General features: G+C 62.2%; 14 protein-coding genes. 11 read left to right on the top strand and 3 right to left on the bottom strand.

All coding sequences use genetic code 11. The features are described 5' to 3' along the window. Positions 1-17: 17 nt before the first annotated feature. From lptF to rsmA, 6 genes are all read left to right on the top strand, one after another. On the top strand, positions 18-1,187 hold the full coding sequence (gene lptF, locus AB7813_RS06200; protein ID WP_089263952.1) for an LPS export ABC transporter permease LptF: 1,170 nt from the start codon (positions 18-20) through the stop codon (positions 1,185-1,187). Then, positions 1,184-2,281, top strand: a complete 1,098-nt coding sequence (lptG, locus tag AB7813_RS06205) for an LPS export ABC transporter permease LptG (RefSeq protein ID WP_175366134.1) — start codon at positions 1,184-1,186, stop codon at positions 2,279-2,281. The genes lptF and lptG overlap by 4 nt, the downstream gene beginning before the upstream one ends. 98 nt (positions 2,282-2,379) lie before the next feature. Then, the gene (locus tag AB7813_RS06210) at positions 2,380-4,773 is read left to right on the top strand and encodes an LPS-assembly protein LptD (RefSeq protein WP_439064638.1); all 2,394 of its coding nucleotides are present in this window, start codon (positions 2,380-2,382) and stop codon (positions 4,771-4,773) included. Positions 4,774-4,867: 94 nt separating this feature from the next. Beyond that, positions 4,868-5,797 carry a SurA N-terminal domain-containing protein gene (locus tag AB7813_RS06215; RefSeq protein WP_439064639.1) on the top strand — a complete coding sequence of 310 codons (930 nt, stop codon included), beginning with the start codon at positions 4,868-4,870 and terminating at the stop codon, positions 5,795-5,797. A 42-nt stretch (positions 5,798-5,839) separates the two neighbouring features. Continuing rightward, positions 5,840-6,844, top strand: coding sequence for a 4-hydroxythreonine-4-phosphate dehydrogenase PdxA (gene pdxA, locus AB7813_RS06220; protein ID WP_439064053.1), 1,005 nt, complete (start codon positions 5,840-5,842; stop codon positions 6,842-6,844). After that, positions 6,841-7,713 (top strand): 16S rRNA (adenine(1518)-N(6)/adenine(1519)-N(6))-dimethyltransferase RsmA, encoded by an 873-nt coding sequence (rsmA, locus tag AB7813_RS06225; protein ID WP_439064054.1) that lies wholly within the window; start codon positions 6,841-6,843, stop codon positions 7,711-7,713. Before pdxA ends, rsmA begins: the two co-directional genes overlap by 4 nt. Here rsmA and AB7813_RS06230 read toward each other — a convergent pair. Next, on the bottom strand, positions 7,697-8,866 hold the full coding sequence (locus AB7813_RS06230) for an MFS transporter (RefSeq protein WP_439064055.1): 1,170 nt from the start codon (positions 8,864-8,866) through the stop codon (positions 7,697-7,699). The genes rsmA and AB7813_RS06230 overlap by 17 nt on opposite strands. Before the next feature lie 96 nt (positions 8,867-8,962). Here AB7813_RS06230 and AB7813_RS06235 point away from each other — a divergent pair, with 96 nt between their 5' ends. From AB7813_RS06235 to AB7813_RS06255, 5 genes are all read left to right on the top strand, one after another. Beyond that, the gene (locus AB7813_RS06235) at positions 8,963-10,276 is read left to right on the top strand and encodes an HdeD family acid-resistance protein (RefSeq protein WP_439088854.1); all 1,314 of its coding nucleotides are present in this window, start codon (positions 8,963-8,965) and stop codon (positions 10,274-10,276) included. Positions 10,277-10,382: 106 nt separating this feature from the next. After that, positions 10,383-11,441, top strand: coding sequence for an alcohol dehydrogenase (locus AB7813_RS06240; protein ID WP_439064057.1), 1,059 nt, complete (start codon positions 10,383-10,385; stop codon positions 11,439-11,441). Between the two features lie 71 nt (positions 11,442-11,512). Then, positions 11,513-12,892, top strand: coding sequence for a caspase family protein (locus AB7813_RS06245; RefSeq protein WP_120292551.1), 1,380 nt, complete (start codon positions 11,513-11,515; stop codon positions 12,890-12,892). A 29-nt stretch (positions 12,893-12,921) separates the two neighbouring features. Further along, positions 12,922-13,419 (top strand): hypothetical protein, encoded by a 498-nt coding sequence (locus AB7813_RS06250; protein WP_120292355.1) that lies wholly within the window; start codon positions 12,922-12,924, stop codon positions 13,417-13,419. Positions 13,420-13,425: 6 nt separating this feature from the next. Beyond that, positions 13,426-13,923, top strand: a complete 498-nt coding sequence (locus tag AB7813_RS06255) for a hypothetical protein (protein ID WP_441227960.1) — start codon at positions 13,426-13,428, stop codon at positions 13,921-13,923. Positions 13,924-13,936: 13 nt separating this feature from the next. Here the strand turns inward: AB7813_RS06255 and AB7813_RS06260 are convergent, their stop codons facing one another. Both AB7813_RS06260 and AB7813_RS06265 read right to left on the bottom strand, forming a co-directional pair. Beyond that, entirely contained in the window at positions 13,937-14,761 is an 825-nt protein-coding gene (locus AB7813_RS06260; protein ID WP_439064059.1) for an ABC transporter permease, read from the bottom strand. 72 nt (positions 14,762-14,833) lie between these two features. After that, positions 14,834-15,913 carry an extracellular solute-binding protein gene (locus AB7813_RS06265; RefSeq protein WP_309945652.1) on the bottom strand — a complete coding sequence of 360 codons (1,080 nt, stop codon included), beginning with the start codon at positions 15,911-15,913 and terminating at the stop codon, positions 14,834-14,836. Positions 15,914-15,917: the final 4 nt, after the last annotated feature.

A 15,917-nucleotide genomic window follows, 5' to 3' on the forward strand; every position in this document is an offset into this window, starting at 1 on the left:
GGGGATTGATCGGACCGATGGGGTCTATCGACAAGTATATTTTCCGCACGACGCTGGCGTCGTTTGCGGTGGTTCTGGTCAGCCTGACGGGCGTGATCTGGATCACGCAAGCGTTGCGCGGAATCGACCTGATGACGAGCCAGGGTCAGACCATTCTGACCTTCCTCGGCGTCACCAGCCTGGCGATTCCCGTTCTCGTTCTGATCATTGCTCCGATCGCCCTGATGATCGCGGTGTCCCACACCCTGACCAAGCTCGCGACCGACTCCGAAATCATCGTGATGAATGCCGCCGGCCTGTCGCCGCGACGGCTATTTCGTCCCTTCCTGTTCGCGACAATGGTCGTATCGCTGCTCGTGGCTTTCATTGGCTCATATCTGGCACCGGATGGTATGCGCCGGCTGAAGCGCTGGGACGCCGAGATCACGGCCGATGTTCTGGCGAATATCCTGCAGCCAGGCCGCTTCGCACAGCTCGACCAGAACCTGACTATCCGCGTCCGGGAGCGTCAGCCCGGCGGATTACTGGTTGGCATCTTCGTGGATGATCGCCGCGACCCGAAGGAGCGCGTCACCATTATCGCGGACCATGGCACGGTGCTGAAGAACAAGGATGGCTCGTTCCTGATCCTGGAAGACGGCAATCTGCAGCGTTTCGAGACAGGCAAGACCGACCCCGCCATGGTAGCGTTCGGCCGCTACGCTTTCGATATGTCGAAGTTCTCCAATCGCAGCCAGGACGTCACCTACGGAATTCGTGAACGATATCTCTGGGAATTGATGGTGCCGCCAGTGGATGACCCGCTTTACAAGCAGGTGCCGCGGCAGTTCAGCGCCGAGATGCACGACCGCTTGATGGCGCCGATCTATCCGCTTGCCTTTGCCGCCTTGACCTTTGCATTCCTGGGCTCGCCACGGACGACGCGGCAGAGCCGCAACTTCTCGATGGGTAGCGCAATTGCCGCGGTGTTCGGCCTACGCATGGCGGGCTTTGCCTGCTCCGTCGTGGCAGCGAAATCGGACTTCGCCGCACCGCTTCAATATGCCTTGCTGGCGACAGCGATCGGCGTCAGCTTCTGGATCATCTCTGCCGGTATTGTGGTGGAACCGCCGGCCAAGCTGGTGGAAGCAATCAACAGATCCAACGAGCGGTTGTTGCGCCTCTTCCGACGGCCAGCCACCGCATGAGCATGATCACCAACACCATCGGCAGATACTTCGCCGGTCGCTTCCTGGTGGCAGCCCTTGGCGTGTTCACCAGTATCTTCATGCTGCTGGTGCTGGTCGACTACATCGAGATGGTCAGGCGCACCTCCGGGCTGGCCTCGGCCTCCGCTCTGATGGTGGCGCAGACGTCGCTGTACCGGGTACCCCAGTTGCTCGAGAAGATGATGCCGTTTTGCATCCTGATCGGTGCTATGACCTGTTATCTCGCGCTGTCGCGGCGGCTCGAATTGGTGGTCGCCCGCGCCGCCGGCGTCTCGGCCTGGCAGTTTATTTCCCCTGCACTGGCCAGCGCTCTCATCCTGGGCGTGCTGGCGACTGTGGGCTACAATCCCCTGTCGGCCAACCTGCGCGAGGAATCGAAGCGGATGGAGGCCCAGATGTTCGGCGATGCGCCGGGCGGCGGCGTCCAAGACGCCTCCGGCTTCTGGATCAACCAGGTCAACCGCGAGGGCCAATCCATCATCAATGCCGCCCGCAGCGAGCAGCAGGGCGTCCGCCTGACCGGCCTGACCGTGTTCCGGTTCGACACCGAATCCCAGTTCAAGGAACGGATCGAAGCTCGCGAGGCATCGCTGGAGCCCGGCCGCTGGTTGTTCAAAGGGGTGCGACGCTACACCCTCGATTCGCCCGTGGTTGAGCAGGACAGCATGTACCTGGCCACGACCCTGACCCCGCTGCAGGTCAGAAACAGTTTTTCGACCCCCGAAACAGTGTCATTTTGGCAACTTCCTTCGTATATCAAATCCTCAGAGAGTTCGGGTTTCGCGACGGCGGGGTATCGCTTGCAGTATCATAAGCTTATCGCACAGCCGTTTTTGCTGGTTGCGATGGTGATGCTGGCTGCTTCCGTGAGCCTGAGGTTCTTTCGGATGGGCGGTGTCCAGAAGATGGTTTTGAGTGGCGTGGGCGCAGGCTTTCTGCTCTACGTCCTGTCGAAAGTTACGGAAGATTTGAGCAAGGCTGAGTTGATGCATCCGATTGCTGCGGCGTGGCTGCCTGTGTGTGTGGGCGGCCTCACCGGCTTTTTGGCCTTGTTGTACCAGGAGGACGGATAGTGGCTGTGTTTGCCGCCCTCCGTGAGCAGGCATTTGATTGGAAGCTGCGCATGACCGTGCGCGCTGACCGTTTCTGCACGTCTGGCGTACTGGCCCCGATGCTCGCAACCGTTTTGGGTCTGGCGGCTGCATTTGGCGTCGCGGCGACGACCCCGGCGGCTGCCCAGAGTTTCACTTACAATCGCCCCGCCACCCGGCCGAAGCCGCCGCCTGCCGCCCAGACCGGGCAGATGCTGGTCCAGGCGACCGAGGTCAATTACGACTATAACAACTCGCGCGTCGCCGCAGTCGGCAGCGTGCAGATGTATTACAACGGTACGTCCGTCGAAGCCGACAAGGTCATCTACGACCAGAAGACCAAGCGCCTGCACGCCGAAGGCAATGTCCGCATGACGGACGCCGACGGCAAGATCACCTATGCCAACCTGCTCGATCTCAGCGACGACTACCGCGACGGTTTCGTGGATTCGCTGCGCGTCGATACGGCCGATGCGACGCGCATGGCCGCGACACGCGCCGAGCGCACCGCCGGCAACTACACCGTGTTCCAGAACGGTGTCTACACGGCCTGCGCCGCCTGTAAGGAAGATCCGAAAAAGCCGCCGCTGTGGCAGGTCAAGGGTGCCCGCGTCATCCACGACCAGACCGAAAAGATGATGTATTTCGAGGACGCCCGGATCGAGTTCTTCGGCGTGCCCCTCGCCTATATCCCGTATTTTTCGACGCCCGATCCGACGGTGAAGCGCAAGACCGGCTTCCTGATGCCGGGCTTCACGCAGAACACCAATACAGGCTTCGGCGTTGAAACCCCGTTCTATTGGGCAATCGCGCCTGATTACGATGCAACCATCTCGCCACGCTACACCAGCAAGCAAGGCCTGTTGATGCAAGGAGAGTTCCGGCAGCGCCTGATGGATGGCGCCTACCAGATCCGTGCCTATGGCATCAATCAGCAGGATCGCAGCGCCTTCGCCAACACGGTCGGCGACAAAGACTGGCGCGGCGGAGTCGAGTCCAAAGGCCAGTTCGCGCTGAACGACAAATGGGTCTGGGGCTGGGACGCGGTCGCACTCAGCGATTACAACTTCCTGCAGGACTATCGCTTGTCCATGTACAAGGATCCGTACGCCTCGTTCCTGAACCTGCAGACGGAAGCCGTTTCGCAACTCTATCTGACGGGCGTCGGCAAGCGTAGCTTCTTCGATGCACGCACGATCTACTATCTGAGCTTCTCCGGTAATCAGAGCCAGGTCCCGGTCATTCACCCGGTGATCGATTACAATAATGTGCTCAACCAGAACATTCTGGGCGGCGAGTTCAGTTACAAGTTCAACATGACCAGTCTGAGCCGTGATCAGGCCTCATTCACGCCGATCACATCCCTCGCCAATACCAACGGATTGTGCAATCTGACTTCCGCAGATCCGCTCGCGAGAACGCCAACCAATTGCCTGATGAACGGCATTCCTGGCACCTATACCCGCGTGACCGGTGAAGCTCAGTGGCGCCGTTCCTATACGGACTCGTTCGGCCAGATATTCACGCCGTTCGCGATCCTGCGCGTCGATGCGATCGATGCCTCGATCTCGAACCAGCCCGGCGTCTCCAACTTCCTGCCGACCGGCGACACGACCGCGCTGCGGGTAATGCCGACCGTGGGCCTCGAGTATCGCTATCCGTTCATCAACGTTCAGCCGTGGGGCACCACGACACTCGAACCCATCGCTCAAGTGATCATTCGTCCGAACGAAACCTACGCCGGTAAGTTGCCGAACGAAGACGCGCAGAGCATGAGCTTCGATGCGAGCAATCTGTTCAGCGTCAACAAGTTCTCCGGTTATGACCGTGTCGAAGGCGGCGGTCGCGCCAATGTTGGCGTGCAGGCCACCACGCAGTTCGACCGTGGCGGCTCCGTCAAAGTCCTGTTCGGTCAGTCCTACCAACTGTTCGGCCTGAACTCGTTCGCAGTTGCAGATAGCACCAACACCGGTGTCGACTCCGGACTGGCTACCTCACGGTCAGACTATGTCGCCAGCCTCGCTTATTCGCCGAACCGGACCTACACGGTCAGCACGCGTGCGCGGATCGACGAGGCGACCGGTAACGTGTCGCGCTTTGAGGCGGAGGGTCGCGCAAGCTTCGACCGCTGGTCGGTCAGCCTGATGTATGGCAACTACGCACCGCAGGCGGAGTTGGGCTACCTCACCCGCCGCGAAGGCCTCCTTGGCACCGGCTCGATCAAACTGGCATCGAACTGGGTAGTCACCGGTGGCGCGCGCTGGGATCTCGAGGCCAACAAGATCAACCAGTACACGGTCGGCGCAGGCTATGTGGACGATTGTTTCGTGCTCGGCGTCAATTATGTCACGTCCTACAACTACGTGACTAACCTGAGCACGCCGCCCGTTCTGAGCCATTCATTCATGTTCCAGATTGGCCTGCGGACAATTGGCAATACCACGTCTGCGAGCGGAACCGGCGGCACTTACTAGTATCGGTCGTTTGTGCCGTGAAATCTCCGTTTTCCGTCGCGATGTATGCGAATTCTGCTTTCAAGAGAGCTTTGACACCGCGGTTTAGACAATGATGGGTACGATGATTTCCGGACGCGTTCTGCAAGCCGCTTTGGCGACGGCAGTTACCCTTTTCATTTGCGCGGGATCGCCGGCTCGGGCCCAATCCGTCGCCGTTATGGTCAATGGCGAGCCCATCACCAATTTCGATATCGAGCAGCGCACCAAGTTGAATGCACTGTCAGGTGCGAAGACAAACAGCCGCCAGGACGTGATCGACGAATTGATCAACGAGAAGGTGAAGATCAAGGAAGGCAAGAAATACAGCGTCGATCCTGGTGCCTCGGAAGTCGATGGTGCATTTCAGAACATGAGCTCGCGCATGCGCCTCACGCCGGATCAGCTCGTGCAATCGCTGGCATCCAAAGGCATTCGCCCGGACACGTTGAAGAGCCGCTTGAAAGCCGACATGGTTTGGAATGCCATCGTCCGTGGCCGCTTCAAGCAGAGCCTGCAGGTCGGTGAAAAGGAAGTTGACGCAGCGGTTCAGGGAGCCGGCGGCGACGCGATGACCGAAGCATTCGAATATCAGATGCGACCTGTCGTGCTGGTCGTCCCCCGCGGAGCGGCGTCCGGCATGATGGAAGCGCGGCATAAGGAAGCCGAAGGGCTGCGCGAGCGTATCCAGAGCTGCGAAGACGCCAACCGTACCTTCAAGTCGATGCAGAATGCGACCATCCGCGATACGGTCGTGAAAACCTCTGCCGATCTGCCGCCGTCGCTGCGAGAACTGCTCGACAAGACCCCGATCGGACGTCTCACGCCTCCGGAAGTGACCCGCCAGGGCGTGGAAATGGTCGCTCTATGCGCGCGCAAGCCGACCAAGGTCGATACACCGAAGAAGCGGGAAGTCCGCGACAAGATGTTTGCCGACAAATTCGAAGCGAAATCGAAATCCTACCTGCAGGAAGTGCGCAAAGCGGCGATGATCGAATATCGGTAATTTCCGATCCGGCTTAGGCCGCGACTGGCTTAGGGCGGCACCATGACCAAACCTCTTGCGCTGACATTGGGCGAACCGGCCGGCATCGGCCCGGACATTGCCATCGCTGCCTGGCTGCGTCGGCACGAACTCGACCTGCCCTCGTTCTATCTGCTTGGTGACCGTGACTTCATGGCGGAACGTGCCAAAACGCTCGGCCTCGACGTCAGGCTGGCCGACGCAACGCCCGCCGGTGCTGCTGAGACGTTTGCTGACGCGTTACCAGTGGTGTCGATCGGGCAGACGGTCACCGCGCCTCCCCGTCGTCCTGACGCTTCCAGCGCGCCCGCAGCCGTCGCCTCGATCCGTCAGGCTGTCGCGGATGTGGAAGCCGGCCGTGCCAGCGCCGTCGTAACCAATCCGATCGCCAAGAGCGTGCTCTATCGCGCAGGTTTCACTCACCCCGGTCACACCGAATTTCTCGCCGAGCTGGCCGCCCGCGACGGAAAGGTCCCGCTGCCGGTGATGCTGTTGTGGTCGCCGGAACTGGCCGTGGTGCCGGTCACGATCCATGTCTCGCTGCGCGATGCCATTGCCCAACTGAGCGGCCCGCTGATCACTGCCACCGCGCGCATCGTGGTCAACGACATGAAGACCCGTTTCGGCATCAAGCGGCCACGACTGGCAATTGCTGGCCTCAATCCGCATGCCGGCGAAGACGGTTCGATGGGAGATGAGGAGCAGGCGTTCATCATGCACGCGGTCACCGTATTGCAGAATGAAGGCATCGACGCACGCGGGCCTTTGCCCTCCGACACCATGTTCCATCCGGCAGCCCGCGCGACCTATGACTGCGCGATCTGCATGTATCACGACCAAGCCCTGATCCCGATCAAGACCATCGCTTTCGATGAGGGCGTCAACGTCACGCTCGGCCTTCCCTTCATCCGGACCTCGCCGGATCACGGCACGGCCTTCGATATCGCCGGCACCGGGCGCGCCAATCCGTCGAGCCTGATTGCAGCGCTGAAACTCGCGGCCCGCATGGCTGCGACGCAATCCGCATGAGCGGGATCGACGATCTGCCGCCGCTGCGTGACGTCATCAAACGTTTCGATCTGCAGGCGCGCAAATCGCTCGGCCAGAATTTTCTGCTCGACCTCAATCTCACCGCACGCATCGCCCGCGCCGCCGGCCCGCTGGAAGATTGCACGGTCATCGAGGTTGGTCCCGGCCCCGGCGGCCTCACCCGTGCATTGCTGGCCGCCGGCGCCAGGCGCGTTATCGCCGTTGAGCGTGACGAGCGCGCGCTCGGCCCACTCAAGGAAATCGCCGCGCACTATCCTGGTCGGCTCGAGATCGTCATCGGCGACGCCCAGACCTTCGATCCGCGCCCGATGCTATCAGGCGAGCGTGCCAAGATCGTCGCCAACCTGCCCTATAATATCGGCACCCAGCTCCTGATCGACTGGCTGTGCACCGAGCCTTGGCCACCCTGGTACGACATGATGGTGCTGATGTTCCAGCGCGAGGTCGCCGAACGCATCGTCGCCGTCGAAGATGACGAAGCCTATGGCCGGCTCGGTGTGCTCTCCAATTGGCGCGCCGAAACCAAGATCCTGTTCGACATCTCGCCGGCCGCCTTCACGCCGCCACCGAAGGTGACGTCATCGGTCGTGCGCCTCGTTCCCCGTACGGAGCCCGAGGCCTGCGAACGACGCCTGCTGGAGCAGGTGGCGGCCGCCGCCTTCAACCAACGCCGCAAGATGCTGCGACAGAGCCTGAAGTCCCTCGGCGCCGATCCGGAGCGGCTCGCCGCAGCTGCCGATGTCGACGTTACCCGGCGCGCCGAGACGGTTCCGGTGTCGGGCTTTGTCGCGATGGCGCGCGAATTGTCAGAGATCAGAAAGACAAAGAGCATCACGCCAACGCCCTGACGTCCCGTGCAGGACTGCAGATCGCCGCGCACATGAAACATGTGCAGGCGAGTGCCACGAACAGCGGCAGCCCATGCGTCAGTCCCTGCATCGCAACGCCGGCGAAGACCGGGCCGATCAGCGCACCCGCGCCCCACATCAGTCCCATCGCCGCATAGATACCAACCAGCTGGCTGCCGCTGAAGCGACTGCCGACAATGGTCAGCATGATCGTATAGATGCCGACAAACACACCTCCCCATACAAACAGCAACGGATAGGTGGTCCATGGTGACAGCAGCGCCCATGGCCACACGAGCGCACCGATCACGGCCAGTCCCGCCAGGACGATGATCATGCGACGGCGGTCGAGCTTGTCGCCGAGCCAGCCGATCGGCAGTTGCAGTATGATGGCGCCGACCATCATGCACGACATCAACTGCGTCGCTTCTGTCTCGAGCCAGCCGAGCTTCACGGCATAAAGCGCGAGGAACGACAGCCCGGCGCTTTCCACCGTTGCATGCAGCACCGTTGCCGCCATCGCGAGCGGCGCCAGCATGATGAAGCGCAGCGGATTGGCATCCGCGGGTCCATCGAACACCGGCTGCGCAATCCCGGGCATCGCCAGACACATCAAGGCAAGGATGGAGAAGCCCGCACCGATCCAATAAGCGGTCCCGCCCTGCGTCCCCACAAGGGACGGCGTAAACGGACCGAGCGCGAAGCCGACCGAGAGTGCTGCAGTATAGGCAGCCATGGCGCGGGCCCGCGTCGCATCGGTGCTCAGGCTGTTCAGCCAGGTTTCCGACATCACGAACAGGGTTTCGGACGCAGCGCCAAGCACGATGCGGATCGGAAACCAGAGCCAGATCGACGGCACGGCCGGAAACAGCACGAGCAGGACAACAGCGACGGCCAGCGCACCGATCACCATACGCCGCATGCCGATACGGGCGGCAAACCTTGGCAGCACAAATGCCATCGCCAGCACACCGACCGCATGCATCGCAGCATTCGCCCCGATGAACGCGTCGGACGAGCCGCGTTCTGCGAGATCCAGCGCAATCAGTGCGGCACTGAGGCTGTAAGTCAGGCCGAAGATCATCGCTGCCATGATCACTGCGGCGCGCGACCAGAGCGTGGAACCGGGTATGGAACCGGCTGAAGACTGCATGCGTGACCCCACGATGAACGCAGAGCTCCTCGCATAAAAACATTAATCATCCGCTGGCTATATCTGGCCCTGGAAAACCGGGATCATGGGTAACCGATGATACGACTGCTGCTCCTCCTGCTGGGCGCGGAAGTGGTGCAACGGCGCTGGCGGTTGCTGCTCGCGATCGGCGTGCTGTGGGCTGCCTTGGGCCTCGCTATCGTGATCGACGCGTTCGATGGCAGCACAATCGTGCGCCCTCCCTATTTCGGCTATCTGCTCCTGCTGGAAGGCATTGCCAGCCTGCTGGCTGCCCTGCTTGCCGTCACGCGCCGGCCCTATCAGTTCGCCAAGGCCGTTATCCTGATCGTACCGGCCGTTATCATCATCGCGCAGCCGCGTCATTCCAACCTGTTGATCGCGATGCTGCTGGGCGGCGTGCTGCTGCTCGACGGCAGCGCGCGCATCGTCAGCGCCTGGCTGGTGCGCTTCGAGAACTGGCGGATGGCAATCGGTGCCGGCACTGTCGAGGTGATGCTCGCCGCCACGACACTGGAGCCGTGGCCGACCTGGTACGAGGGCACGATCGGCTTTAACATCGGCGCGCTCCTGATCGTATCGGGGTTGAGCACGACATTGCTGGCTAATCGCTTGCGGCGATTGCCACCGGATGCCCCCATCTCGATGCTGGTGGGCGGCGCGTTTCCGACCGCATTGTGGGTGCCCGCCACGCCGGATGATGCCGGCAAGGACGATCTCGTCGTGCATGTCTGGACACCCGCAGGTCCGGGCCGCAACGCGCGGCGCCGTCCGCTGGTGGATCGCTACATTGCCGCCGTTGATGCCAATGGGATTGTTTCTACCGGGCATGCAGCACTCGAGCTGGCGCCCAATGTCTATGTCAGCCACTACCCCGCCGTCGAAATAGATCGCGCGCCGGATGAGTTCGGCCGCGTGCTGCGCGCGGGCGTCGAGAACGACCTGCCCGGCCGTTTCCAGCCGAGCTATGCCGAGGAAGCACAAGGATGGTGCGAGGCCACTGAACATGTCCGTTTCACGCGCATCGATCGCGTTCGCGTCCGCCACTTCTGGCGCACCTACCGCGTTGATACGACCTACAACCTCACCAGCCGCAACTGCTCGACCGCCGTGGCACACGCGCTCGATGCAGCACTCGAAGGCGTACTCGGACGCACCGAGCGACCGTGGCGCGCATTTTTCCGGGCCGCGGTCACGCCCGAATTATGGGTCGCGGGCGTCTTGCGGCAGCGCGCCGAAGCGATGGCCTGGACACCCGGATTGGTCCTCGACTATGCGCGGCTGCTCCAGGTGTTGGTCGAACCCACGCCGGAACAGACCTCCCCGGACTGGTCGCGCCTCAGACGGCACAGTATCCGCCGAGCAGCACGGGCCCGCACGCGCACAGCATGACCTTCCGCACGTGTGGCGCAGGTGCGAACCCGGTGCTCTTGGGCACCCTTGAACTCGCCCCCATCCTGTGATTGCTAGGATGCAACGAAGTCTAGGGAAAACAAAAATGGCTCTTATGAAACGCCAGTCTCTGGTGAAATTCGACGCTCCGCTCTGCGAAACCATCGTCGACACGCCGAAGCCGCAGGGCAAGGAAGTGCTGGTCCGCATCGAGTGCTGCGGACTCTGTCATTCCGATTTACACATCCAGGACGGCTACGCGGATCTCGGCGGCGGCAAGAAGCTCGACACCACGCGCGGTATGACGCTTCCCTTCACCCTCGGCCACGAGATCGCCGGCATCGTCGATGAGGTCGGTCCCGATGGCGATCAATCGCTGATCGGCAAAAAGAAGGCTGTCTTCCCGTGGATCGGCTGCGGCAAATGCCGCGACTGCCTGGCAGGCGATGAGAACCTCTGCGCCAAGAACCGCTTCCTCGGCGTGTCGCTCGACGGCGGTTTCGCAACGCATGTCCTCGTGCCGGACGAGAAGTATCTGCTCGATTACGATCCGCTACCGATCAACATGGCGGCGACTCTGATGTGCTCGGGCATCACCGCTTACGGCGCGCTCAAGCGTCTCGTTGATCGCCCGCGGCAACGCAACCTGCTGCTGGTGGGTCTCGGCGGCGTCGGCATGGCCGGTCTCGCGCTGGCACAGGCGATGTTCAAGCAGCCGATTTCGGTCGCCGACCTCAACCCCGCCGCACGCGAAGCCGCGCTCAAGAACGGCGCCGCCTTCGCCTATGACCCTTCCGAGCCCGATGTCGCCAGGCGCATGGTGAAGGAAAATGACGGCGGCTTCGATGGCGTGGTCGACTTTGCCGGCAACGACAAATCCATGAACTTCGCGGTGGCCACTGTTGCGCGCGGTGGCAAGATTGTGGTGTCCGGCCTGATGGGCGGCGAGTTCAGCCTGCCCATGGTGCAATGGATCTACAAGCGCATGACCATCGAGGGCTTCATGGTCGGCACGCTTGAGGAAGCCAAGGAGCTGATGGCTCTGGCCCGCGCCGGCAAACTCAAGCCGACGCCGATGAAGGCGGAACCGATGGGCGATGCCCAGAAGTGGATCGATGAACTGCGCGCCGGCAAGGTCGTCGGCCGGATCATGCTGACCAACTGAGCTGAGGCCTTGGCCCGGATTGCGCTTCATGCGATCCGGGCTAGGATATGTCCCATTGCAGGATGGGATTCATGGACCATTTCGTCCAACCGGTCAGGTCGCTTGCGCGAATTGCCGCGCTGATAGCCCTGACTTTGCTGCTCTCGGTCAGCGCTGCATTGGCCGAGAAGCGCATTGCGCTTGTGGTCGGCAACTCCGGCTACCAGAACATCACCCGCCTCGATAACCCGAAGAACGACGCGAAGCTGATGGCGGAGACGCTGAGCGGTCTCGGCTTCACGTTGATCGGCGGCACTGCGCAATTGGACCTGGACAAAAGCGCACTTGATCTCGCCGTGCAGAATTTCGGGCGGCAGGTTCAGGGCGCTGACGTCGCCCTGTTCTATTACGCGGGCCACGGCGTGCAGGTCAGCGGCTCCAATTACCTCGTGCCGGTGAACGCCAATCCGACCCGCGAGGCGGATGTCGATTTCCAGATGGTCGATATCAATCTGGTGCTGCGCCAGATGCAGGGCTCCGGCACGCGGCTCAACATGGTTATCCTGGACGCATGCCGGAACAATCCGTTCGGGTCGCGTGGCCTGCGCGCCTCGGAAGGCGGCCTTGCCCAGATGCGCGCACCGGAAGGCACCCTGATCTCCTATGCGACCCAGCCCGGCAGCGTGGCGCAGGACGGCAGCGATGGTAACAGCCCCTATACCAAGGCATTGGCGAGTACCGTGCGTCAGGCTGGGCTTGATATTTTCCAGACCTTCAATCAGGTCGGCCTTGCCGTGAAGCGCGCCACCGGCGGCTCGCAACAGCCTTGGGTGTCGTCATCGCCGATCGATGGCACATTCTACTTCGTGGCACCAACCGCCACCGTGCCGCTCGTCGTGCCGCAGAAGGCCGTGCAGGAAGCACGCCTGCCCGATGCGCCACGGATCGACTTCGACAAATTGCCGATCACCGATCCAATCAAGCTTACGGAAATCAGCGATCGGCTTTATGAGCTGAATTTCGATCCCGAACCGCTGAACAGCAAGAATGGAATCGCGGTTGCGATCCGCGATTTCCAGGTCAAGGGCGGCATGCCACCAACGGGAGAAGCGACCGAGGGCCTGCTGCAGCGTTTGCGCAGCGCGAGCGACCAGAAACAATGGGGCTCGATCGTCTATGACATCAAGAACAAGAAATGGGGCATGTCGTGGGATCAACCGTCCCGCAAGTCAGCCGTGACCAAGGCACGCGCCCAATGCGGCACGGCTCCCTGCCCGCTCGAACTGTCGTTTTACGGAGCGAATTGCGGCGCCTTCGCAGCTCTCGGCGGCAACTGGTCGCTTGTCGCGCGGCCCACGCTTGCACAGGCGCGCGATGCGGCCATCGATCAATGCACCAAAACAGGAAAATCATGTCCGATTGTCGGCGCCATCTGCGCCAACGCCACGATGGGGCCTGACGCGAAATTGTAAGTTCGATCTTTTTTTGAAAGTTATTGAACATGATTTTTCGATCTGGACTTCTGATTGGTTTGGCCATTCTGATATTTTCGGGAGACACAGCTCTGGCACAGGGCGCAACCGGTGGCAGCCTTGGCAATGACAGCAAGACGCTGTCGGGCTCCTCCCCCGAATCCCGATCAGCGGCGCCTGCCCAACGCGAAAGCTCCGAACGCCGCGCGCCGCGCCGTCAGACCGCGCCGCGCAACCGTGGCGAGGGCGCGGGAGGCGGCGGAAATTTCGACGGCGCCTGGTCGATATCGAGCGTAGGCACCTCCGGCTGTTCCGACACATTCACGGAAAGCTTCGTCGTGGCCAACGGAAGGATGATCGGCAAAGACGGCAGCGCCCCGGTCAGCGCCAACGGGACAGTGCGCGGAAGCGGAAACTACAGCGGCATCCGCGTCACCAGCCAGGGTCGCCTCTCCGGCCGTACCGGTTCGGGAGTTTTCCAGCGATCCGATGGATGCTCGGGCCGCTGGGTCGCAAGCAAGCAGTAACCGCCCATGACAATCCCGCAGATCATCATGAAATCCGTCATCCTCCCCTGTCTGCTCATCATCGCACTCGGCGGCAGCGACGCATGGAGTCAGGGCGCAACCGGCGGCAGCCTCGGCAATGACAACAAGACGCTGTCCGGCTCGTCTTCCGAGCCGCCTGCCGCCAAGCCAGCCCGCCGCGAGCGATCCGAGCAGCGTGCAGCTCCAGCCCGCCGCGGCGCTGGTGAGGGCGGCAGCGCCGCCAGATTCGACGGCATGTGGCAGATCACTTTCACCGGTCAGTCGGCGGTGTGCGCGGGCAAAACCGCCAGCAGCACATTGACGATCTCCGGTGGGAGCGTCGGCGGAGGCGGCAGCATCAGTCCGAGCGGCGTATTGCAAGGGGTCGGCAGCAGCGGCAGTGTGAGCGCGGTCATGACCGGCCGCCTGTCCGGCCGCGGTGGCGGCGGCTCGATGCAAATGTCGAATGGCTGCACCGGCCGCTGGACCGCCAGCAAGCAATGATCGGCGGTAGCGCCTACGACTTGCGCTGCGGACGCATCGCTTCGCCGATGGACACCACGACGGCGCAGATCGCGACCAGAACGATCGATGCTGCGGATGCGGCCGGCAGATCGGTCCCCGTCTCCGAGATCTTGCTGTAGAGCACCAGCGGCAGGATATTCACCTGCGTGCCGGCGAGCGCCAGCGCCGTACCATAGGCGCCGACGGCAACTGCGGCCGTCAGGCAATAGGCTGCAATCAGGCTCGGTAGTATTTGCGGCAGCATCACCTCGACGAGCGTGCGGAAGCTCCCTGCACCGAGCGAGCGCGAGGCGAGCATCTGATTACGATCGAAATTGCTGATCGCCGGCAGCACGATCAACACGACGCGCGGCACGAGATAATAGGAATAGGCCAGCCCGAGCCCCACCGGTGAAAAGATGAAGCCACCGATGACGGCGGGATCGAAGCCCAGTTTGGCGAGCAGCAGTGTCACGAAGCCGGCGCGGCCGAGCAGAAGAATGAAACCGTAAGCGACGATCAGCCCGGAAAATGTCAGCGGTAGCGAGATCGCGATCAAGGCTGCCGTACGGAGGCCTGGCGCGAAACGCGCCAGCGCAAGTGCAACGCAGAAGCCGACAACGAGCGAGAACAGCGGTGCGACGGTGCCCAGCACCATCGTGCCGCGCAGGCCGTTCCAGAACACGGGATCGCCCGCGAGACGACCGAACGCACTGCCGCCATCCGCAAAGGCGCCGACGAGCACCGCACAGACGGGGATCAGGAAGAACAGTCCCAGCACCACGCTGCCGGGAACGGCAAAGGCAGCGAGCATGGATGTCGGAACGCGCGCGCTCATCGTGATCTTTATTCCGTAATGACGAAAACGCGATCCCCGCGCTATCGCGGAGATCGCTTTGGTGAGTTCGGCTTACTGGCCGAGAACGGCCTTGGCCCAGCCGGCGTCGATCTCCGCCTTCTTTGCGGTGGCCTTGGCGATATCCATGGCCTGCACCTGCGGCGCGGCCGGCATCTTGTCGGCAACGCTCGGCGGCAGGGCGACACCGGGCACGGCCGGACGCACATAACCTTCGGCGAAGATCTTCTGACCTTCATCGCTCATGATGAAGTTGAGCCAGAGCTTGCCGGCGTTCGGGTTCGGGCCGTTCTTCACCAGCGAGATCGCGTATGGCGCGGCGGCTGAAGCTTCCTTCGGAATGACGACAGACACGCCATCGCCGAGACCGTCGGTGAACTTGGCCTTCAAACCATCGTTCTCGTAGCCGATCCAGATCGGGATCTCGCCCTTCAGGAACTGCGCGTAAGGCGTGGTGCCGACCGTGCGCAGTACGTTGCCGGCCTTGGTCAGCTTGCCCAGATAGTCGATACCCGGCGCGACATTGTCCATGCTGCCGCCATTGCCGAAAGCCGCGGCGAAAGCCACCACCTGGCCCTGCCCCGTCGAGCGCGGGTCCTGATACACAATGGCGTTCTTGTATTCCGGCTTCAGAAGATCAGCCCAGCTCTCCGGCACGGTCTTGACCAGCTTGGTGTTGACTAGGAAGGCTACGCTCAGCGTGTGAATGGTGAACCAGCGGCCATCGGTCTCGCGCAGCGGCTCGGCAAGCTTGTCGAAATTTACCGGCTTGAAGCCATCGACGACGCCGGCCTTGGCAGCGTCGAGCGCCGAGGCCGCGAAGTAATAAGCCGTGTCGGCCTGCGGGCGATTGCGCGCCTTGTCGAGGGCAACGACGGTCGCCGCCGAGCCAAGGTCATTGTAGACCATCTCGACGCCGGGATAGCGTTTCTGGAAAGCCTTGAACTGGTTGGCCCAGTTGGCCCAGGTCGGTCCGGTATCGAACGACACGACGAGGCCCTCCTTGCGCGCGGCTTCGTACAGCGTCTTCTCGCCGGCGTAGAGTTCGGCACCTTCGAAGGCCCATGCGGTTGGGCTGATGGCAATGGCGAGGGAAGCTGCGGCAACGCCGCTCAGAAACTTGCGTCGGTTCATGTCG

The organism is Tardiphaga sp. 20_F10_N6_6 (genome assembly GCF_052076045.1).
Classification (GTDB): domain Bacteria; phylum Pseudomonadota; class Alphaproteobacteria; order Rhizobiales; family Xanthobacteraceae; genus Tardiphaga; species Tardiphaga robiniae.